17 protein-coding genes and 3 tRNA genes are annotated in these 20,638 nt (G+C 63.9%); 12 read left to right on the forward strand and 8 right to left on the reverse strand.

Going from position 1 to position 20,638, the window contains the following annotated elements; genetic code table 11:
- Positions 1 to 93: 93 nt before the first annotated feature.
- A complete protein-coding gene (locus H7U37_RS11450) occupies positions 94 to 1,365 on the reverse strand; it encodes a serine hydrolase domain-containing protein (RefSeq protein WP_204875809.1) in 1,272 nt (423 codons plus the stop codon).
- Positions 1,366 to 1,536: 171 nt separating this feature from the next.
- Here H7U37_RS11450 and H7U37_RS11455 point away from each other — a divergent pair, with 171 nt between their 5' ends.
- Positions 1,537 to 2,313 carry a TIGR00282 family metallophosphoesterase gene (locus tag H7U37_RS11455; protein ID WP_204875810.1) on the forward strand — a complete coding sequence of 259 codons (777 nt, stop codon included), beginning with the start codon at positions 1,537 to 1,539 and terminating at the stop codon, positions 2,311 to 2,313.
- Between the two features lie 59 nt (positions 2,314 to 2,372).
- Here the strand turns inward: H7U37_RS11455 and asnA are convergent, their stop codons facing one another.
- Complete coding sequence (gene asnA / locus H7U37_RS11460; RefSeq protein ID WP_204875811.1) at positions 2,373 to 3,386, reverse strand: aspartate--ammonia ligase; 1,014 nt, start codon at positions 3,384 to 3,386, stop codon at positions 2,373 to 2,375.
- 196 nt (positions 3,387 to 3,582) lie between these two features.
- Here asnA and H7U37_RS11465 point away from each other — a divergent pair, with 196 nt between their 5' ends.
- The 7 genes from H7U37_RS11465 to H7U37_RS11495 all read left to right on the forward strand — a co-directional run bounded on the left by H7U37_RS11465 (position 3,583) and on the right by H7U37_RS11495 (position 8,153).
- A complete protein-coding gene (locus tag H7U37_RS11465) occupies positions 3,583 to 4,083 on the forward strand; it encodes a sigma-70 family RNA polymerase sigma factor (protein ID WP_204875813.1) in 501 nt (166 codons plus the stop codon).
- Complete coding sequence (locus H7U37_RS11470; protein WP_243413554.1) at positions 4,073 to 4,981, forward strand: DUF3298 and DUF4163 domain-containing protein; 909 nt, start codon at positions 4,073 to 4,075, stop codon at positions 4,979 to 4,981. Before H7U37_RS11465 ends, H7U37_RS11470 begins: the two co-directional genes overlap by 11 nt.
- Positions 4,982 to 5,116: 135 nt before the next feature.
- Positions 5,117 to 5,193 (forward strand) — tRNA-Met (locus tag H7U37_RS11475).
- 32 nt (positions 5,194 to 5,225) lie between these two features.
- Positions 5,226 to 5,300, forward strand: a tRNA-Glu gene (locus H7U37_RS11480).
- 25 nt (positions 5,301 to 5,325) lie between these two features.
- Positions 5,326 to 5,401: transfer RNA gene (locus H7U37_RS11485), tRNA-Val, on the forward strand.
- A gap of 67 nt (positions 5,402 to 5,468) precedes the next feature.
- On the forward strand, positions 5,469 to 6,380 hold the full coding sequence (locus H7U37_RS11490) for an RluA family pseudouridine synthase (protein ID WP_243413553.1): 912 nt from the start codon (positions 5,469 to 5,471) through the stop codon (positions 6,378 to 6,380).
- Positions 6,381 to 6,383: 3 nt separating this feature from the next.
- Entirely contained in the window at positions 6,384 to 8,153 is a 1,770-nt protein-coding gene (locus tag H7U37_RS11495) for an ABC-F family ATP-binding cassette domain-containing protein (RefSeq protein WP_204875815.1), read from the forward strand.
- A 36-nt stretch (positions 8,154 to 8,189) separates the two neighbouring features.
- On the opposite strand, the gene H7U37_RS11500 is transcribed toward H7U37_RS11495, so the two are convergent.
- The gene (locus H7U37_RS11500) at positions 8,190 to 8,786 is read right to left on the reverse strand and encodes a TetR/AcrR family transcriptional regulator (protein WP_204875817.1); all 597 of its coding nucleotides are present in this window, start codon (positions 8,784 to 8,786) and stop codon (positions 8,190 to 8,192) included.
- Positions 8,787 to 8,917: 131 nt separating this feature from the next.
- Between H7U37_RS11500 and H7U37_RS11505 the strand changes: the two genes are divergently transcribed.
- Positions 8,918 to 9,790, forward strand: coding sequence for a DegV family protein (locus H7U37_RS11505; RefSeq protein WP_243414310.1), 873 nt, complete (start codon positions 8,918 to 8,920; stop codon positions 9,788 to 9,790).
- A 41-nt stretch (positions 9,791 to 9,831) separates the two neighbouring features.
- Here the strand turns inward: H7U37_RS11505 and H7U37_RS11510 are convergent, their stop codons facing one another.
- Together H7U37_RS11510 and H7U37_RS11515 are read right to left on the reverse strand one after the other, a co-directional pair.
- Positions 9,832 to 11,883 (reverse strand): sensor histidine kinase, encoded by a 2,052-nt coding sequence (locus H7U37_RS11510; RefSeq protein WP_204875819.1) that lies wholly within the window; start codon positions 11,881 to 11,883, stop codon positions 9,832 to 9,834.
- Between the two features lie 14 nt (positions 11,884 to 11,897).
- Complete coding sequence (locus tag H7U37_RS11515) at positions 11,898 to 12,596, reverse strand: response regulator transcription factor (protein ID WP_204875821.1); 699 nt, start codon at positions 12,594 to 12,596, stop codon at positions 11,898 to 11,900.
- A 171-nt stretch (positions 12,597 to 12,767) separates the two neighbouring features.
- On the opposite strand from H7U37_RS11515, the gene H7U37_RS11520 reads away from it, so the two are divergent.
- Positions 12,768 to 14,003, forward strand: coding sequence for a serpin family protein (locus H7U37_RS11520; RefSeq protein WP_204875823.1), 1,236 nt, complete (start codon positions 12,768 to 12,770; stop codon positions 14,001 to 14,003).
- Between the two features lie 64 nt (positions 14,004 to 14,067).
- Here the strand turns inward: H7U37_RS11520 and H7U37_RS11525 are convergent, their stop codons facing one another.
- From H7U37_RS11525 to H7U37_RS11535, 3 genes are all read right to left on the reverse strand, one after another.
- Positions 14,068 to 14,631, reverse strand: coding sequence for an HD domain-containing protein (locus tag H7U37_RS11525; RefSeq protein ID WP_204875825.1), 564 nt, complete (start codon positions 14,629 to 14,631; stop codon positions 14,068 to 14,070).
- A gap of 34 nt (positions 14,632 to 14,665) precedes the next feature.
- Positions 14,666 to 15,181: an HD domain-containing protein gene (locus tag H7U37_RS11530; protein WP_204875826.1), complete on the reverse strand. Its 516-nt coding sequence runs from the start codon at positions 15,179 to 15,181 to the stop codon at positions 14,666 to 14,668.
- Positions 15,182 to 15,285: 104 nt separating this feature from the next.
- Positions 15,286 to 16,524: a transglutaminase domain-containing protein gene (locus tag H7U37_RS11535; RefSeq protein ID WP_204875827.1), complete on the reverse strand. Its 1,239-nt coding sequence runs from the start codon at positions 16,522 to 16,524 to the stop codon at positions 15,286 to 15,288.
- 344 nt (positions 16,525 to 16,868) lie between these two features.
- Between H7U37_RS11535 and secA the strand changes: the two genes are divergently transcribed.
- Complete coding sequence (gene secA, locus H7U37_RS11540) at positions 16,869 to 19,628, forward strand: preprotein translocase subunit SecA (protein WP_204875829.1); 2,760 nt, start codon at positions 16,869 to 16,871, stop codon at positions 19,626 to 19,628.
- Positions 19,629 to 19,732: 104 nt separating this feature from the next.
- Positions 19,733 to 20,545 carry a peptidoglycan editing factor PgeF gene (pgeF, locus tag H7U37_RS11545; protein ID WP_204875832.1) on the forward strand — a complete coding sequence of 271 codons (813 nt, stop codon included), beginning with the start codon at positions 19,733 to 19,735 and terminating at the stop codon, positions 20,543 to 20,545.
- Positions 20,546 to 20,638: the final 93 nt, after the last annotated feature.

Genomic DNA, 20,638 nt, shown 5'->3' on the forward strand with positions numbered 1-20,638 from the left:
GGCTGGCGGTGGGAACGGGGCCGGGAGACGCCGTGGGGCCGGCCGCTTCCCGGGGGGCGCATCCCGCCAGCAGGAGAGCCAGCGCCAGCGCGGTCAGGAGAGGGCGCATATGGCCGCCTCCTCTCCCGCCAGGGCGGCATAGACCCCCTGGGCGATGTCGCCGCAGACGGCATAGACGCCCCATTCGTCCACACTGCCGTCGGCGCCGGTGGAAAACACCACCACGCCGTCCCTGGTCTCCGGGTCGTAGGACAAGAAGCCGTAAAAACCATAGGCCGAGCCGGTGTGGTAGTACAGCCGCGCCCGGCCGTAGACGCCCGCCCGGAGCCGCAGCGGCCTGCACTGAGAAAAGGTGGTCTCCCGGTAGGTAATGGGGGGATCCATGGGGGTCTCCAGATAGTCCACCGCCTGGGGCGAGAGGAGGGCCTGTCCCTCATAGACCCCGTCGTTGGCCAGCAGAGCCGTCAGCCGGGCCAGATCGGCGGCGCTGCACATAAAGCCGCCGGCGAAAAAATTCCCCTTTTCGCCCGGCACGCCGGAACAGACGTACCCCAGCTGCTCCTCCACCGAACGGGTGAGGCTCCCCCCCTGGTAGAGCTGGGCCAGCAGCTCGGTCTGTTCCACGCTGCCCGGCTCAAAGGCGGCGTCGATGCCCATGGGGGCCAGCAGTCCCTCCCCCAGCACCTGGTCCAGGGTGCGGTCCGCCGCCAGCTCCAGGGTCATCCCCAGCACCGAAAATCCATAGTTGTTATACGCCCAGCCCGCCGGGTCGCCGGGGGCCACGGCGCGGTAGCCGCTCCCCTCCAGCCGGCGGCGGGCCGCGCTGCCGCCAAGAGCCGAGAGGCTGCTCGTCTCCGAGAGGGACGAGGTGTGGGTCAGCAGACTGTCCACCGTGACGGGAACATCCGGATAGGCCGGGTTGCAGACGGCGGTGTCCCAATAGACGCCGATGTCCTCCCACGGGTCCACCATCCCCTGGTCCATCAGCAGTGCGGCGCTGAGCCCCACGGCCACCTTGGTCAGCGACGCGGCCCGCAGCTTGTGGCTGTCGGTCATGGGGGTCTCGCCGTACGCCGCCCACCCCCAGGCGCAGCAGTCGGTCACCACGCCGCCGTCGATGACGGCCGCCTGAATGGCCATGGCGTGGTGCGCCTCCCCGCTCCCGGCCACCAGCGCCTCCAGCGTCTCATGGGAGAGGACCGGCTCCGGCGTAGGCGCGGGAGTCGGCGTGGGCGTTGGTACGGGCAGGGCCGCGGAAGCTGCGGGCGTGCGTTCCACCGGACGAACGGCGCCGGACGGTCCGCAGCCGCTGGCCAGACACCCGGCGGCAAGGAGGATCGTTAGACAAAAAACTCTTTTTTTCAAGTTCTTCCCCCCTTTTCCCCCCCTATTTTACCATATGCGCCTCCTGATATGGGTTACGATTCGGTTCCAATCGGGCCGCAAAACCGCGATTGCCCTTTTGCCGAAAATCACATATAATACAAGCTGTATCGAACCTTGCTTTGTAAACCGAAAGAAAGAGGAATACAGCGTATGATCTTCAACGTACTGGCGGTAGGCGACGTGGTGGGCGAGTCCGGGGTGGAATTTCTGTCCCGGCGGCTGCGGTCCCTCAAAAAATGCTATGACATCCACTTCACCGTGGTCAACGGGGAAAACGCCTCCGGCGTGGGCATCCATCCCCGGCAGGCCGACGCCATCTTTGACGCCGGAGCGGATGTCATCACCCTGGGTAACCACACCTGGAACCGGCTGCAAATCGCCGACTATCTGGAGGAAAACCCCTACATCCTCCGCCCGGCCAACTATACCAGCCGGGTGCCCGGCCGGGGCTGGGGGATCTTTGACGGTCCCAGAGGGCTGCGGGTGGGGGTACTGAACCTCATCGGCCGGTGCGAGATGGACTGCAACTTTGACAATCCCTTTACGGTGGCCGACGGCATTCTGCGCAAAAAGGAGGCCGACGTGGTGCTGGTGGACTTCCACGCCGAGGCCACCAGCGAAAAGGGGGCCATGGGCTGGTTTTTGGACGGAAAGGCCCAGGCACTCTGGGGCACCCACACCCACGTCCCCACCGCCGACGCCCAGGTCCTCCCCAAGGGGCTGGGCTTCGTCACCGACCTGGGTATGACCGGTCCGGCCCAGAGCGTGCTGGGCATGGACCCCAAACAGGCCATGAACCGCTTTTTGGGCGGGCTGCCTCAGCGCTTCACCCCGGCGGCGGGTCCCTGCAAGCTCAACGCCGTGTTCTTTTCTATTGATACCGCCAAAAAAGTCTGCCTTTCCGCCGAGCGGGTGGATATCCTGTAAAAAAAGAGATAAGAGATCGGGCGTTTCCCTATCTCTTATCTCTTTTTATCTCTTCTCTCTCACAGCAGGATCACGCCGGCGTCCTGGCAGGCGGCGATGGTGTCCGGGTCCCAGACGCTGGCCTGGACCTCGCCGATGTGGGCCTTGCCCAGCAGGAGCATACAAAGCCGGCTCTGGCCGATGCCGCCGCCGATGGTGAGGGGCAGCTTGCCCTCCAGCAGCAGCTTATGGAAGGTGAGATTCCGCCGGTCATCGCAGCCGGCGGCGGTGAGCTGGCGGTCCAGGGAGGCGGGGCTCACCCGGATGCCCATGGAGGACACCTCAAAGGCGGAACCCAACACCTCATTCCAAACCAGAATGTCGCCGTTCAGGTCCCAGTCGTCATAGTCAGGGGCCCGGCCGTCGTGGGGCTTGCCCGACTTGAGGGGGGCGCCGATGCCCATGAGGAAGGTGGTGGGGTGATCCTTGACCCAGGCGTTCTCCCGCTCCTTGGGGGAGAGGTCCGGCCAGCGGTCCTCCAGCTCCTGGGCGGTGACAAAGGAGACCTCTTCGGAGAGGAGGGGCAGCGCGGTGAGCTGGGGGAACACCGAACGGAGGGTGTGCTGGGTCTCAGCCATGGCCTTGACGATGGTGCGCACCGTCTCTTTCAGATAGTCCACCGTCCGGTCCCGGGGGGCGATGATCTTTTCCCAGTCCCACTGGTCCACATAGACCGAGTGGAGGTTGTCCAGCTCTTCGTCCCGGCGGATGGCGTTCATGTCGGTGTACAGTCCCTCGCCCACCGAGAACTGATAACGGTAGAGGGCCATGCGCTTCCACTTGGCCAGGGAGTGGACCACCTGGGCGTCCCGCTGGGCGGAGGGGATGTCAAAGGACACGGGCCGCTCCACGCCGTTGAGGTCGTCGTTGAGGCCGGTGGCCGCCTCCACGAAGAGGGGGGCCGACACCCGGCGCAGGTGAAGGGCGCCGCCCAGCGTGTCCTCAAAGAGGCGCTTCAAAAGGCCGATGGCCTTTTGGGTATCGTAGAGGTTGAGGCAGGGGGCATAGCCCTGGGGGATGACGGTCTTGAGCATATCAGAAAACTCCTTTGAACCGCGGCACGATTTGGCGCGGCAGTGTGGCACAGTTTTAGAATACGCAATATTATAGCGCAACGCCGGTCCGGTGACAAGTCCCCAGCCCAAAAGAAGAAGCCGCCAAACTTTTTGCCCCGCTCCCCCGTCTATACGTATGGGATGTCCGGACAAGACCCCAAAAGGAGGTGACGCCATGGTCCATGCCCCCACCACCCGCGAGCTCTTGAGCGGTTATATTGTGGAACACCAGGAGGATTTTTACCGCCTGGCTTACAGCTATGTGAAAAACCGGGACGCCGCCCTGGATGTGGTCCAGGAGAGCATTGTCCGCGCCCTTTCCCGGGCCGACTCCCTCCGGGACCCGGACCGGGTAAAAACCTGGTTTTACCGCATTCTGGTCAACGAGAGCATCAATCATTTCCGGCGTTCCAGCCGTCTGGTGCCGCTGGACGTCCTTCCCGCCGAAACCCCCGGCGAGGCGCGGGACGACGCCGCCCGATTGGACCTTTACGATGCCATCGAGCGGCTGAATACCGCCGAGCAGACCATCATCCGCCTGCGCTTTTTCCAGGATATGAAATTGGAGGAGATCGCTCAGGTCACCGGCGTCAACCTCAATACCGTGAAATCCAGGCTCTATCAAAGCTTGCGCAAGCTCAAAGAGATGACAAAGGAGGACTGCAATGATGCATGAATCATGGGAACAGGCCAAAGCCCGTTATGAGGAGATCCCCATCCCGGAGGAGCTTTCCGCCACGGTCCAGGCCGCCCTTCGGACCGGCAGCCGTCAGTCCGCGCGCCGCCGGCGGTGGCTGCGGGGCGGGCTGGCCGGACTGGCCGCCTGTCTCTGCTTCTGCGTGCTGGTCAACTCCACCCCCGCCTTTGCCGCGGCGGTGGCCGACATCCCGGTGCTGGGCATGCTGGCCCGGGTGGTGAGCGTGGAGCAGTATGTGGTGCACGACGCTTACCAGTATATCCAGGTGGATCTGCCCGCCCTGGAAAATACGGGCAATACCGCCCTGGAGCAGCGGATCAACACCGAGATCCGCACCCGCATCCATCAGGTGCTGGACGAGGCCGAGGCCAGAGCCAAGGAGACCCAGGAGGCCTATGTGGCCACCGGCGGCAGCGAGGCCGATTTTATCCCGGTGGACGTGACGGTGGATTATGAGATCAAACGCTCCGACGAGCGCTACCTCTCCTTCCTCCTCTCGGTCTGCGAGGTCAGGGCCAACGCCTATACCCAGCTCTACGCCTACAACATCGACCTGACCACCGGCCGGCAGCTGAGCCTCCCCGACCTGCTGGGACCGGATTACCGCAAAACCATCCGGGACGCCGTCCTGGCCGAGATCGACCGGCGCACCCAGTCCGACCCGGACCAGATGTACTTTGTGGGCTCCGCCGCAGAAGAGAACGATACCGATTGGGCGGACGATCCTTTCTCTGCCGATCCCCAGTTCTATCTCAACAGCGACGGCCAGCTGGTGGTGGTGTATGAGAAATACGCCATCGCCCCGGGCTATATGGGACAGCCCGAATTCGTCATCCCCCTGCCCGAGGGCAGCGACGTATCCGACCTCACCCCATAATCCCCCACTTTCCCGGCGGGTGTGACCCTCTCCACCCGCCGGGAAATTTTTTTGAAAAAACTTTGGATTTCCCTGTTGACAAATGGAGGACCTTCCGCTATAATAACTCTTGCCCTGTTTCCGACAGGTTCGCATGGCGGCATAGCTCAGTTGGCTAGAGCATGCGGTTCATACCCGCAGTGTCCCCGGTTCAAATCCAGGTGCCGCTACCATGAACTTCAGGATGGTTTCTCATCCTGTATCCGGCCCGTTGGTCAAGTGGTTAAGACACCGCCCTTTCACGGCGGTAACACGAGTTCGAGTCTCGTACGGGTCACCATTTTTCCTTTCGGACCGGGCCATATGGAGGCGTAGCTCAGCCGGTAGAGCACTTGCTTCACACGCAAGGGGTCACAGATTCGAGTTCTGTCGTCTCCACCAAACAGAAAGACACGCTGCAAAGCGTGTCTTTTCTTTTTATCCAAACCCCGGAAAGGAGTTTTTTATCATGTCCGAGCCCAAGCGCCGTCCGCCCCTGCGGTGGACCGTGGAGGAGACCGACACCCTCCTCTCCTTCCTGCTCTCCCATGTGACGGGCAAGTCCCGCAACAACATCAAGTCCATCCTCGCCCGGGGCCAGGTGCGGGTGGAGGGCAAGGTGGTCCGTCAGTTCGACAGTCCCCTGGCCGCCGGCATGGTGGTGGAGGCGGTGCTATGGGCCGAGCCCCCCCGGCCGGAGCTCCCCTTCCCCGTGCTGTTCGAGGACCAGGACATCATCGTCATCGACAAGCCCGCCGGGCTCCTCACCATCGCCAACGACAAGGAGAAGGTGCGCACCGCCTACCACATCCTCACCGACTACATGGCCCAGCGGACCAAGGGCGGCCGGGTCTTTGTGGTCCACCGCCTGGACCGGGACACCTCCGGCGTGGTCCTTTTTGCCAAAAACGAGGAGGCCAAGCGGGCCTTCCAGTCCGACTGGGACCAGCGGGTGCGCCGCCGGGGCTACCGGGCCCTGGTGGAGGGCGTGCCCGACCCGGAACAGGGCTATGTAAAATCCTTCCTGCGGGAGACCTCCACCCATCTCATGTACTCCGGCGCGCCGGGCCGGGACGCCAAGGAGGCCATCACCCACTATCGAACGGTCTGTGCCGGCGGCGGCTATGCCCTCATGGACATCGACCTGGAAACCGGGCGGAAAAACCAGATCCGGGTCCATATGTCCGACCTGGGCCACCCCATCGCCGGCGACAAGCAGTATAAGGCCAAGACCAACCCCCTGGGCCGGCTCTGCCTCCACGCCAACGAGCTGCGTCTCATCGACCCCCGGACCGGAGCGGAGCGGTCCTTTGTCTCCAGGGAGCCCGCCCCCTTCCGGCGGCTGTGCCGGACGGGCGGCGCAGGCAAGAAAGGGGTGTAAGCCATGCTGCTTTCGGCGGAAAATATCCAAAAGGGCTACGGCGACCGGGTCATCCTCCACGACGTCTCCTTTTACCTGGAGCGGGGCGACAAGGTGGGGGTGGTGGGCGTCAACGGCACCGGCAAGTCCACCCTGCTGCGCATTCTGGCCGGGGCGGAGGAGCCGGACGGGGGCACGGTGTCTCTGGACCCGGGCGTCCGGCTGGAATACGTGCCTCAGAACCCCGCGCTGAATATGGAGGACACCGTGTTGGAGCTGGTGCTCCGGGGGCTGGGCTCCGACGCCCGGGCCCTGGCCGAGTACGAGGCCAAGACCATCCTCACCCGGCTGGGCCTCCCCCAGTTTGACCGGCCGGTGGGCCGGCTCTCCGGCGGCGAACGGCGGCGGGCAGCCCTGGCGGCGGCGCTGGTGCGGGAGAGCGACGTGCTCATCCTGGACGAGCCCACCAACCATTTGGACGGCGACATGATCCTGTGGCTGGAGGACTGGCTCAAGCGCTTTACCGGGGCGCTGGTGCTGGTCACCCACGACCGTTACTTCCTGGAGCGGGTGGTCAACCACATCGCCGAGGTGGACGGCGGCGCCCTCTACACCTATCCGGGCCATTACGAGACCTTCCTGGCCCGCAAGGCCGCCCGGGAGGAGTCGGCCAAGGCCAGCGAGCGCAAGCGGCAGTCCATTCTGCGGCGGGAATATCAGTGGGTGATGCAGGGCCCCAAGGCCAGAGGCACCAAGAGCAAGGAGCGTCTGGAGCGCTACGAGGCCCTCAGGGAGCAGACCGGCCCGGCCAGCGCCAAAAAGTTGGAGCTCTCCTCCATTTCCAGCCGTCTGGGCCGCAAGACCATTGAGCTCTCCCACGTCTCCAAGGCCCGGGGCGGCCACAGGGTGATTTCCGGCTTTGACTTCTCCCTGCTCCGGGACGACCGGGTGGGCATCGTGGGCCCCAACGGCGCGGGCAAGTCCACTCTGCTGGGCCTGCTGGCCGGCACCCTTGCGCCGGACGACGGCGCCGTCTCGGTGGGTGAGACGGTGAAGGTGGGCTACTTCTCCCAGGAAAATCCCCCCATGGACCCCAATCAGCGCATCATCGACTATGTGCGGGACATCGGCGAGCGCATCGAGACGGCGGACGGCGTCATCACCGCCGGCCAGCTGCTGGAGCAGTTCCTCTTTCCCCCCAGCGTGCAGTGGAGCCCCATCGGCAAGGTGTCCGGCGGCGAGAAGCGGCGGCTCTTCCTCTTGTCCGTTCTGGCCGCCGCCCCCAACGTGCTTTTGCTGGACGAGCCCACCAACGATCTGGACATCGAGACCCTCACCGTACTGGAGGACTATCTGGAGACCTTCCAGGGAGCGGTGGTGGCGGTGTCCCACGACCGGTATTTCCTGGACAAAACGGCCCGGCGGCTCCTGGCGGTGGAGGGCGACGGGACGGTGACTCCGTGGAACGGCAGCTATCAGTCCTATCTGGACCAGCGGGCCCAGAGCCGGCGGCAGAGCGAACGGCCGGAAAAGCCCAAAAAGGAGCCCCAGCCCCCTGCGCCCAAGGTCAAAAAGCGGCTTTCCTACAAGGAGCAGCGGGAGCTGGACGGCATTGAGGACGAGATTCACGCTCTGGAAAGTCAGCTGGCGGAGAATGAGGCCCAGCAAAGCGCCCAGAGCAGCGATTATGTGGCCCTCCAGCAGCTCACCGCCGAGCACGAGGAGCTGGAGACCACATTGGAGGCAAAAATGGAGCGCTGGCTCTATCTCCTCTCTTTTTCCGAAGGAAATTAAAAAACCGAGCCCCGGACCGGCGGTCCGGGGCTCAGCTTATTCCTCCGCTTGGAAAAATCCCTGGAAGAGGAGATAATCCCCCTCCAGCTTGGGCCATAATGGGTAGGAGCCCTGCCGGATGATCCAGTCGATGACCACCCCGCGGAAATGGCGCAGGAGAAAATCCGACGTCCACTCCGGCGTCCGGCCGGGGATGCGGACCCCCTCCGCCCACAGGGCCTCCAGACAGGACTGCATGGCCCGGTGGGTGTACCGGCTTGGGTCGATGGACTGCCAGTCCGGTTCACTCAGGCGGTGCTGGTAGTATTGCCCCACCAGCTCCCAGCCCTGCTCCTCCATAAAGGCGGCGTAGTGGCGCAGCAGAGCCAGCAGACGCTGGGCCGGTTCCTCGTCCCGATGGGCCTCCATGGCCTTTTCCAGATAGCGGTCCAGAGGTCCGAAGCCCCGCAGCAGCATCTCCTCCTTGGAGCGGAAATGATGGTAAAACGCGCCGGTGGTGATCCCGGCCTGGCGGCAGATGTCCCGCACCGACACCTGTTCAAAGGGCCTGTCCCGAAAGAGGGCAATGGCCGCCTGTAAAATGGCCTCCTCCGTTTTTTGGCCCTGGGCCTTGCGGCGGGTGGAATAGTCCATAAATCGTTCCTTCCTTGACAGCGGGATTGAAACCCGCTATAATCATCACATAACAGCGTTATGTCACAATCTCCCATGAATTATAGAGTAGGATGATGAACTTGTCAACACCCACAGAATCCGCAGACTGTTTGGCCTGCAACCCGCAGAAGATCGCCCTCCTGACCGATTCCTGCGCCGACCTCAGCGCCGAGATGCGGGCCGGTAAGCCTATTTTCGTGGTACCCCTGAAGATTCGCTGCCATGACGGCGAATTTTTGGACGGCGAGACCATCTTCGCCGACGACATCTACGCCCGTCAGGCCGCCGGCGAGACCCCCCAGACCTCCCTCCCCGACGGCAAGACCATTGAGGACACCCTGGCCGCCATCTCCGCCGCCGGCTATGAGAAGGTCATCGCCATCCACCTCTCCTCCGGCCTCTCCGGCACTTATAACATGATGTGCGTGGCCGCCGAGGAGCAGTCCGGCCTGGAAATCGCCGTTTTCGACTCCCTCAGCGGCAGTCTGGGCATCGGCATTACCCTTCTTCAGCTCTGGGAGGACATCCGGGGCGGTATGGACTGGTCCACCCTCATCTCCCAGCGGGCGCCCCACCTCATCGCCAACACCTTCCCCTACTTCTCGGTGGACACCCTGGAGCACCTGGTCAAGGGCGGACGGATCGGCAAGATCACCGCGCTGGCCGGCACCATGCTCAACATCAAGCCGGTGGTGAGCTTCTCCGCCGACGGACAGCTGGCCAGCGTGGCCAAGGTCCGTGGCCGCCGGCAGGTGCAGGATAAATTCCTGGAGCTGGTGGGCCAACGGCTGGGGAACAGCGGCCGGCGCTATAACCTGGCGGTGGCCAACGGCGGCGCTCCGGAGGAGATGGAAGAGCTGGCCCAAAAGGCCAAGGCCGCCTTTCCCAATTATGAGCACTTCTGGTACGGACAGCTGGACGCCACCCTCAGCGTCTACATCGGCGACGGTGTTTTGGGTATGGGCATCCAGTTCCTGGACTGACAGACAGACGGACCGGCATGGAATTCCATGCCGGTCCGTTTTTATGCCTGGGACGGGGGCGCCGGCGGGGTGGGCAGCCATACTTTGGCCTTGAACAGATCGCCGTCGATTTCCAGGTCAAAGCTTCCTCCTTGCAGCTCGGTGAGGCTCTGGGCAATGGACAGACCCAGGCCGGAGCCCTCGCTGCTGCGGGCGCTGTCCCCCCGGACAAACCGCTCCATCAGCTGCTGGGGCGGCACATTCAGAGGCGCTTTTGAGATATTTTTTACCACCAGCTCGGTCCCCTCCGCCCGGCGGATAAGACACAGGTAGATGCGGGTCCCCGGCAGGGCGTACTTGCAGCAGTTGCCCAGCAGATTGTCCACCACCCGCCACAAATGCCGGCCGTCGGCCAGGATCAGGCAGGGCTCCTCCGGCGTGTCCAGCACCGGCTCCAGCCGGGACTGGACCAGCTTTTCCTCATACTCCCCCAGCGCCTGGCGGAGGAGCTGCACAAAGTCCAGCGTCTCCAGATGCACCGGCAGGGTGCCGCTGGACGCCTTGGACGCCTCCACCAGATCCTCAGTCAGCTTCTTGAGCCGCCTGCTCTTGCGCTCCAGCACCTCGATATAGGACAGGGCCGTCGGGTCCTCCACGCCGGTCTTTTTGAGGAGATCCACATAGTTCATAATGGAGGTCAGGGGCGTTTTCAGGTCGTGGGACACGTTGGTGATGAGCTCGGTACGGAAGCGCTCGCTCTTGAGCCGCTCCTCCACCGCGTGGCTGATGGCCTGGCTCAGATCGTTGAGGGCCTGGGCATGGGGACGCAGGGACCGGGGCATCCCCGCCGTGTCCAGGGAGACGTCGGTCTCCCCCGCCAAAATGGCGGCGGTGGCCCTCTGGATGGCCGCCCAGCCTCTGGCCCAGCGGCACAGATACCAGAGCACCAGCCCCTGATAGACCGGAATGAGGAAGATGGTAAAGCCGGTCAGCAGCGTTCCCACCAAATAGAGGAAGAAAAGGCGCACCATCCGCTTTTCCAGCGGCCAGCGCAGCCCGAATCCCGCCGCCCAGCGCCGTACCGCGGAGAGGATCCGGCAGAGGAGGGTCCCATGCCACAGTCCCCCCGTCCTGACGCGCACCGCCGTGGACAGGTATACGTCCACCCCCAACAGCGCCGCCAGCAGGGACAAAAGGCCCATCCCCACCACCGCCTGAATGCTCCACCCCTCCTGACTGCCCACATAGGCGATGGGCTCCCCCGCCAGCAGCAGGCACTGCAAAAGCGCCGCCGCCGCCAGCAGAAAGAGGTCATAGGGCGCCTTCTCCTGCCATCCGGCCGTGGTGCTGCTCCGCCACAGCCGGCGGGCCAGCAGCCCCGTCCCGGCGGCGGACAGCAAAAAGGTCAGCGCCAGCGGCAGCAGCCAGCCCTGGAGTTGCTGGTAGTCCTGGCGGGCCTGGGTAAAGAGGTCCTCGCAGGTCAGCGGCTCCACCACCCCCGAACGGATCACCAGCAGGACGTTATGGATGCGGCTGTCCCGGTCCGGGTCATAGCTCCAGGTCTCGTCTTGATAGGTATAGCCGTAGACGCTCCACGGCTCTCCCCCCTGGGACGGGTCAAAGGTCAGGTAGTCCGTACCGGTGTAGACCTCCAGAAGCTGCGTGGCGCCGCTGTCCGACCAGAACAGCTGATCCTCCTCCTCCAGCGTCTCCCCCGCGGAAATGCTCACCTCGCCGCTGGCCTGGCAGAGGGCGCCCTCCAGATCCGATTCGGCGGTATTGCCCCAGAGCAGCGCGCCGTCCCGGCTGCGGATCTGAAAGCGGTAGTTGGTGTTCTCCCGGTCCAGGCTCTCTTCCAGGATCTGAAGCTGCTCCTGCTCCAGATAGGTCAGCGGTTCGCCCCACTGGTCGCGGCGCAGCCGGAGGCGGATGGCCTCATAGGCCTGCTGGTCGTAGGTATTGAGGGGGGGAAAGGCGGCGGCGGAGTAAAAATCCCCCCATAAGGCGTCCCAGTTGTTGATAAGGGTCCCGCCGGACCAGACGGCAACCGCCAGGCACACCGCGCACAGCAGCACCGTGAGACGCCGCCCGCGGCGGGATGAGAGGGCGTTCATGGTTACACCTCCGCTCAGAATTTTTCCATCTTATAGCCCAGGCCCCACACCACCTTGATGTAACGGGGATTGGCCGGGTCGATCTCCACCTTTTCCCGCAAATGGCGGATGTGGACCGCCACGGTGTTCTCCGAGCCCAGAGAGGGGTCGTTCCACACCTGCTCATAGATCTGGCCGGTGGAAAAGACCCGGTTGGGGTGCTTGATGAGGAGCAGGAGGATATTGTATTCAATGGGCGTGAGAGACACCGGTTCCCCGTCCACCGTCACCGACTTTGCCGCGTCATCCACCGTGATGCCTCCGTTGGTATAGAGGTCGCTCCGCTCCTGGGGCCCGGAGCGTCCCCCCAGGGTGGTATAGCGCCGCAGCTGGCTTTTGACCCGGGCCAGCACCTCGATGGGGTTAAAGGGCTTTGTGATGTAGTCGTCCGCCCCAATGTTCAGCCCTAAAATCTTGTCCGAATCCTCGCTTTTGGCGGTGAGAAGGAGGATGGGCACGTTGGTGAGCTCCCGCAGCCGGGCGGTGGCCCGAATGCCGTCCAGATTGGGCATCATCACATCCATGAGAATCAGGTGGATGTCATGGTTGCGCACCACCTCCAGGGCCTCCAGGCCGTCGGCGGCGTGAAAGGTCCGGTAGCCCTCGCTGGTGAGGTAAATATCCAGTGCGGAAACAATATCCTTGTCATCGTCGCAGATCAGAATATGATACATCGTCATCCCTCCCGTTTTGATGATACACGCTTCTTTTTAAGCCGGGCGTTTCTAAGGGTTTAAGATTCTCTTAAACCTGGTCCAGCGGGAACATTTTACACCATCCCTCGTCTAAAGAAAAGAGAAGGGCAACACCGCCCGCCGCGTATGCGTGAAAAGGAGTGAATGTGTATGAAACGGAAGATGCTCGCCGCTTGCCTTGCTCTGTCCCTGCTGGCCGGCTGTACCGGCTCCTCCGTCCGGCAGGTGCAGCCGGCCGACGATCCGGACCCGGTGGCCTCCTACTGGTCGCCGGACTCCGCCCTGGCGGTCGCCGATTTCGGCGCGGCGCTGCTGCGGGAAAGTGGGACGGAAGGGGAAAACTGTCTGGTCTCCCCCCTGTCGGCCTGGCTGTGCCTGGGCATGGTAACCGCCGGCGCGGCGGGGGACACCCGGTCGGAGCTTGCCGGGCTGCTGGCCGAGGACGGGGACCCGGACCTGCTCACCCCCTCCGCCGCCGCCCTGCTGGGGGACTATGCCGCCCTGGAGGGGGACACCGCCCTCATCCTCACCCAGTCGGTGTGGGCCGACCAGGACACCCAAATCACCGCCGCCTTTGCCGGGCACTGTCAGGACCCCTTTGACGCCCCCGTGTACACCGCCGACCTGGACAGCTCCGCCGCCATGCAGGACATCAACGCCTGGGTCAAACAGGCCACCGGCGGGCAGATTCCCGCCCTGCTCAGCCAGCCCCTCTCTCCGGACGCCGCCGTAGCCCTGCTGAGCGCCCTCTCCCTGGACGCCAAATGGGCCTCTCCCTTTGCACCGGAGGACACCTATCCCCACACCTTCACCCGGCAGGACGGAACCCAGACCGAACCCGATTTCCTCCATCAGAGCTATTCCACCCTGCCCGCCTGGTCGGACGGGGAGACCGCCGGCGCGCTGCTTCCCTACGCCGACAGCGACCTAGCCTTTCTGGTGGTCTTACCCGGTGGAACGGCGTCGGAGCTAGTCGAAAATCTGAGCGGAGAGGAAATTCTCGACTGGATGGACCGTGCCGAAGGACAGCAGGTCCGGCTGTCCCTCCCCAAATTCAGCGCCAGCTGGTCGGGGGATCTGACCGGCAGCCTGAAGGCCATGGGCCTGACCCTGGCCTTTGACCCGGAGACGGCGGACTTCTCCGCCATGGGCGCCGGCCCCAACGGCGCGCCCCTCTTTTTGAGCGAGGTCATCCAGAAAACCGCCATCGACGTGGCCGAGGAGGGCACCCAGGCCGCCGCCGTCACCATTGCCGTGATGGGTAATGCCACCGCCGCGCCGCCGCCGGAGGAGCCCCTGGTGCTGACGCTGGACCGGCCCTTCCTCTACGGCATCGTGGACACGGCGCGGAATATCCCCCTCTTTTTGGGGGTGTACGAAGGGTAATCCCCCATTCCCCAGCGGGAACGCGCAAAAAATCCCGGACCCGTTCGTCAGGTCCGGGATTTCTTTATGGCTCGGTTGACAGCTTCTTTTCCGTCTCCTCCAGCGCCAGGGCGCGGAGCGCACGGGTGGCGGGAAACTGGGCGCAGTCCTCCTGGCCGTAGGTCCGGTTAAGGGTGCGCTCCAGGGGCAGCCAGGTCTCCAGCGGGGCCTCGTTGTGCTGGATGACCGCCTCCAGCCGGTCCAGCGCCTTATAGAGCCTGGCTTCCGGGGTTTTCAGGGCCTCCATCTCGGCAAAGAGGGCCTTCAGCCGCCCCTGTTCCGGCTCCGGCAGAGAGGAGAGCAGACCGTCCACGGCCCGGTCCTCCACCGCGCAGTCCGCCTCCGTCTTTTCAAAGGAGGGGATATCGCCGGTGACCGCCTCGCCGATGTCGTGGAGGAGGCACATCTCCACCACCTTGTCCATGTCCAGCGCCGGGAAATCCGCCCGCAGCAGCAGGGCCATCATGCCCAGCCGCCAGGAGTGCTCCGCCACCGACTCGTGCCGCCAGCTGAAGGTCCAGGAATGGCGGGTATTGCACTTGAGCTTTTCCAGCTTATGCAGAAAGTCCATCATACACGCGGCGTCCATCGGGCCACCTCCGTCTTTCATCAAATCGCGCCCCCTATTTTACCACGGCGGCGGCGGGGATACAAGGCGTATCCTCCAGCCCGCGGAGCCACAGGGGCGCCAGACGCAGCAGCTCCGCCGCCGCGCACAGCTTGTCCGCCGTACTCACCACCAGGGACTCGACACAGCCGTAGGGCCGGGTGATGGTGAGGGGAAACATATGGGTGGCGATGATGTCCGCCTCTTTTTCGGTGAGGACAAAGCGGGCTCTGGCGTTTTCCAGGGCTACAAGCGGGTGGTGAACGCCGTGGTTGAAGTGTGGGTGGGTGGACTTATCCAGCCAGTTATAGAGGTAAAAATCGTGGAGCAGCCCGCCCCGGGCCGCCGCTCCGGCGTCCAGGCCCAAAAAGCGGCACACCCGATAGCTGAGATAGGCCACCAGCAGGCTGTGCTGGTAGCAGCTGATCCCCGGGGCGTGCTGGGGCAGGGCGCGCATGGACTGGACCGCCGGGTCCCCCTCCAGGTCGGCCACCAGCGCCCGGAACACCTCTCTGTGTTTGAATGGTCCCATGGGACATCGCTCCTTTCGCTCTGCCCTCTATCATAGCGGACAAAACGAAAAGAAATCAGCGGGACCGGGAAAAGATTTGGCAAAGAATTGATTAAGATTTTCCGTCAATTGCCGTACGTCAGGTTGATGGTCACCGTCCGCTGCTGGTCGTTGACGCTGTAAGAGACGTGGTTGGCGTTCAGGCCGGTGGCGTCGGCGGCGTCATCCAGCAGGGAAAAAATCTCCTGCCGCTCGAAGAGGGCGGACACCGCCTGGCGGTACGCCTGGTCGCTGGTGAAGAGGACGGACAGCTCCCCCTGACGGTTCCGGGCCGCCTGGGTCAGCAGTCCGGACAGGGCGACGCTGTCGTAGCTGTCCAGCGCCAGGCCGTTATGGACATAGTAGTTGCAGGCGGTGGCGGTACACAGGGGGACGGGGAGGGTGTCGTCGATGACGTGGGTGCGCTGGAGGCTTTCGGTGGTGACGCAGAAATAGGCGTAGGACACATGGTCCGGGTCCTGGTCGCCGTCGGCAAAGACGGGGTCGCCCCAGGTGGTGTCCAGATAGTAATAGGCTCCGTCGGCCTGCACCAGGTTCCAGGCGTGCCCGCCGCCCCGGGCGGTGCCGGTGATATAGGTGCAGGGGATGCCCAGCCGGTTGAGGAGATACTGGGTGGTACGGGCATAGCCGGCACACACCCCCTGTCCCTCCACCAGCACCGAGTAGAGGCTCTGGTCCATCACGGAGCCCTCATAGTCGGTGCGGCGGATGATCCAGTCGTAGACCGCCTTGATCTTGTCGTAATCGCTCCAGGAGGGGTCGATGGCTGAGAGGCACTCCTCCGCCGCCGCGTCCACCGCCGCCTGGGCCTGGGCCTGCTCCGCGGCGGACATGGTATACTGGAAATTGATCGTCACGTCCTGGGTCACGCCGTTCCGCGTGCGGGTGGAGGCGTCCGCCGTTCCGCTCAGCCAGAAGTATTCCGGGTAGTCGATGCGGATATAATCCAGCATTTCCAGCAGGGCCTGGGCCTCGTAGCCCGTCTCCACCAGGCTGGGGGACATCTGGGCCACCGCGTCCCGCATCCGCAGATAGAGGGACTGATCGTCGGTGCTGCTCAGAAGGGAGAAGGCATAGCGCTGGGTCTGGTCGATGCCGGTGACGCCGGGGGTCTCAGCCTCACCTGTCCCGCCGTTGTCGGGCCCGTCTCCGCCGGGCTGGGGACTGTCCTTGGGCGCGGACGTAAACGTGGGCGGCCGGAAGGTCTCCCCCGGTCCCAGCGGCAGAAAGGCGCAGGCGGGACAGAGCCCCAGCAGGACCGCCGAGAGCAGGACCGGCACGGCGCGGCGTATCTGTATTTTCAAAATGAAAAGACCTCCTCAAAAATCCAAATTTAAGCTTTTTTATCTTATCATAAAACCAATGCCGTGAGAAGAGGGAAAAAGGCCCCGCCGCGGACGTGAAAATCCCCGCGGGCGGCCTCTGCGCCGCTCCATTCCGGCATATCGCCCCACAGAAGCCGACATAATGCTGAAATATTTGTATAAGAAGGAGACGCCCCGCCAATCCGCCGCCTGTACAGGCGGCTTTGTTCACAATTTCTACTTTTTTATTGCAGGGAGATGTGGTATACTCTATCATGAATTTTTACGGCATTATCACCGTCGGCCCCCCAAAGCCGGCGGATTGAGAAAGGTGAATGAACCCCATGAACATTCTGAAAAAGCTCTTTGGCAACAGCTCCGCCCGGGAGCTGAAAGCCATTCGTCCCATCGTGGACAAGATCGAGGCCCTGGAAGAGCCCTACGGCAAGCTGACCGACGCCCAGCTCCAGGCCAAGACCCCCGAGTTCAAGGAGCGTCTCCAAAAGGGCGAGACCCTGGACGACATCCTGCCCGAGGCCTTCGCCGCCTGCCGGGAGGCCGCCTGGCGCGTGCTGGGCATGAAGCCCTATCGGGTGCAGCTCATCGGCGGCATCATCCTCCATCAGGGCCGCATCGCCGAGATGAAAACCGGTGAAGGCAAGACCCTGGTGGCCACCCTGCCCGCCTACCTCAACGCTCTGGCCGGCGAGGGCGTCCACATCGTCACCGTCAACGACTACCTGGCCAAGCGCGACTCCGAGTGGATGGGCAAGGTCTACCGCTTTTTGGGTCTCACTGTGGGTCTGGTGATCCACGACGTGGACCCCAGAAGCCGCAAGGCCGCCTATGAGGCCGACATCACCTACGGCACCAATAACGAGTTCGGCTTTGACTACCTCCGTGACAACATGGCCATTTACGCCACCGAAATGGTCCAGCGGGGCCACTCCTTCGCCATCGTGGACGAGGTGGACTCCATCCTCATCGACGAGGCCCGTACCCCCCTCATCATCTCCGGTCAGGGCGACCAGTCCACCCAGCTCTACACCATCGTGGACAACTTCGTGGCCGGCCTCAAGTGCAAGCGGGTGACCAGCGTGGACACCAAGGAGGAAGAGGACCCCAACGAGGACGCCGACTACATCGTGGACGAGAAGGCCCGCACCGCCACCCTCACCGCCCGGGGCATCAAAAAGGCGGAGACCGCCTTTAATCTGGAAAACCTGGCCGACGTGGAGAACACCACCCTCTCCCACCACATCAACCAGGCCATCCGCGCCCGGGGCATCATGAAGCGTGACATCGACTATGTGGTCAAGGACGGCGAGGTCATCATCGTGGACGAGTTCACCGGCCGCCTCATGTACGGCCGCCGCTACTCCGAGGGCCTCCATCAGGCCATCGAGGCCAAGGAAAAGGTCACCGTGGCCCGGGAGTCCAAGACCCTGGCCACCATTACCTTCCAGAACTACTTCCGCCTCTACAACAAGCTCTCCGGCATGACCGGTACCGCCATGACCGAGGAGGAGGAATTCGGCACCATCTACTCCCTGGACATCGTGGAGATCCCCACCAACAAGCCCCTGGCCCGCATCGACCATCCCGACGTGGTCTACAAGACCGAGGCCGGCAAGCTCCGCGCCGTGGTCCAGCAGATCGAGGAATGTCACGCCAAGGGCCAGCCCGTCCTGGTGGGCACCATCTCCATCGAAAAGTCGGAGGAGCTGTCCGCGATGCTCCGCCGCAAGGGCATCAAGCATAACGTCCTGAACGCCAAATTCCATGAGAAGGAGGCCGAGATCGTGGCCCAGGCCGGCAAGCTGGGGGCCGTTACCGTGGCCACCAACATGGCCGGCCGCGGTACCGATATTATGCTGGGCGGCAACGCCGAATACCTGGCCAAGGCCGACCTGCGCAAGGCGGGCCTCCCCGACGAGCTCATCGCCGAGGCCACCGGCTTTGCCGAGACCGACAACCAGGAGATCCTGGACGCCCGGCGGATGTTCGCCGACGCCGAGGCAAAATATAAAGACGACATCCAGTCCGAGGCCGAGCAGGTCCGGGCGGTGGGCGGCCTCTTCATTCTGGGCACCGAGCGCCACGAGTCCCGCCGCATCGACAACCAGCTCCGCGGCCGCGCCGGCCGTCAGGGCGACCCCGGCGAGACCCGGTTCTACCTCTCCCTGGAGGACGACATCATGCGCCTCTTTGGCTCCGAGCGGGTCATGGGCATGATGGAAAAGCTGGGCGTGGACGAGGACACCCCCATCGACGCCAAGATGCTCTCCGGCGCCATTGAAAACGCCCAGAAGCAGGTGGAGTCCCGCAACTTCCAGACCCGTAAGACGGTGCTGGAGTACGACGACGTGATGAACACCCAGCGCGAGGTCATCTACAAGCAGCGCCGCCAGGTGCTGGACGGCGAGAACCTCCAGGAGGCCGTGCAGAAGATGCTCCGCTCCATGGTGGAGCGGGCGGTCCAGGGCCACATGGGAGAGCGCAAGCATCTGGACGCGGAGACCTGGCGGGAGGTGTGCGCCCCCTTCCGCGGCCTCTTCCTGCGCCCCGACGAGATGACCTACACCGACGGCGAGCTGGAAAAGCTGTCCGCCGACGACCTGGTGGACCGTCTCATGGAGCGTGCGGAGGACATTTATCAGAAGAAGGAAGCCGAGCTGGGCGAACCCCTCATGCGTGAGCTGGAGCGGGTCATGATGCTCCGGGTAGTGGACGAGTACTGGATGGACAACATCGACGCCATGACCGAGCTGCGCCAGGGCATCGGTCTGCGGGCGTATGGCCAGAACGACCCCGTGGTGGAGTACAAGCGGGAAGGCTATGAGATGTTCGAGAACATGATTATGGCCATCCAGGAGGAGACCGTCCGGCGTGTGTACCTGGCCCGGGTGCAGGTGGGCGGCGCGGTCAAGCGGGAGCGGGTGGCCCGGGTCACCGGCGAGTCGGGCGGCAGCGACGAGACCGTCAAGAAGCAGCCCGTCAAGAAGGGCGTCAAGATCGGCCGCAACGACCCCTGTCCCTGCGGCAGCGGCAAGAAGTGGAAGAAGTGCGACTGCGCCGAGTATCACGGCCCTGAGTACCAATAATCCAGGATAAAATGAAACAGTGAGGAAAGCAGAATGAGAACGGACCGGCTTTTTGCCGGATGGGACCCATCCTGCTTTTCTCACATCCGGACGAGGTTTTGACTATGAGCATTGTGACTTGTGTATCCGCAGGGGTGCCCTACCTGCACTGTGAAGCCATGACCGCCGCCGGCGGGGTGGTCCACGGCTTTTCCACCCGGGCGGGCGGGGTGAGCGACGGCATTTACGCCTCGCTGAACCTGGGTCTCAACCGGGGGGACGACCGGGAGAAGGTTTTGGAGAATTACCGGCGCTTCACCGCCGCCATCGGGGCCAATCTGGACGGCCTGGTGCTGTCCAGCCAGGTCCACGGCGACGTGGTGCGCACCATTACCACCGCCGACCGGGGCAAGGGTATTTTTCAAAAGAGCGACTACGAGGCCGACGGCCTCATCACCGATATTCCGGGCATCTGTCTTACCATTTTTTCCGCCGACTGCCTGCCCATCCTCCTCTACGACCCGGTGCGCCGGGTGGTGGCGGCGGTCCACGCCGGCTGGCGGGGCACCGCCATGGGCATTGTGACCCGGGCGGTGGAGAAAATGCGGGACGTATACGGCAGCAGTCCGGCGGACATCCTGGCGGCCATCGGGCCGGGGATCTCCAAGTGCTGCTTTGAGACCGACGAGGACGTGCCCAACGCCATGACCGAGGCCATGGGCGCCGCCGCCCTCCACGCCATGGAGCTGCGCAAAAGCGGCAAATTCCACGTGGACCTCAAGCGCCTCAACGCCCTGCGCCTGGAGCGGGCCGGGCTGAGCGCCGACCACATCTCCATCAGCGAGGCGTGTACCATGTGCCAGCACGAGCAGTTTTGGTCCCACCGCTACACCAGAGGCCAGCGGGGCAGCCAGGCCTCCATGATCCAGCTGCTGTGAGGGGGCGTATTTTGGCCGCCGTACTGACGGCGGCGCTGCTGCTGGGCAGCCTGTCCGGCTGCGCCCAGGAGGAAGTCCCCCTCCCCTCGGAGA

It is taken from the genome of Pseudoflavonifractor phocaeensis, from assembly GCF_016901735.1.
In the GTDB taxonomy this organism is placed as follows: Bacteria; Bacillota; Clostridia; order Oscillospirales; family Oscillospiraceae; genus Pseudoflavonifractor_A.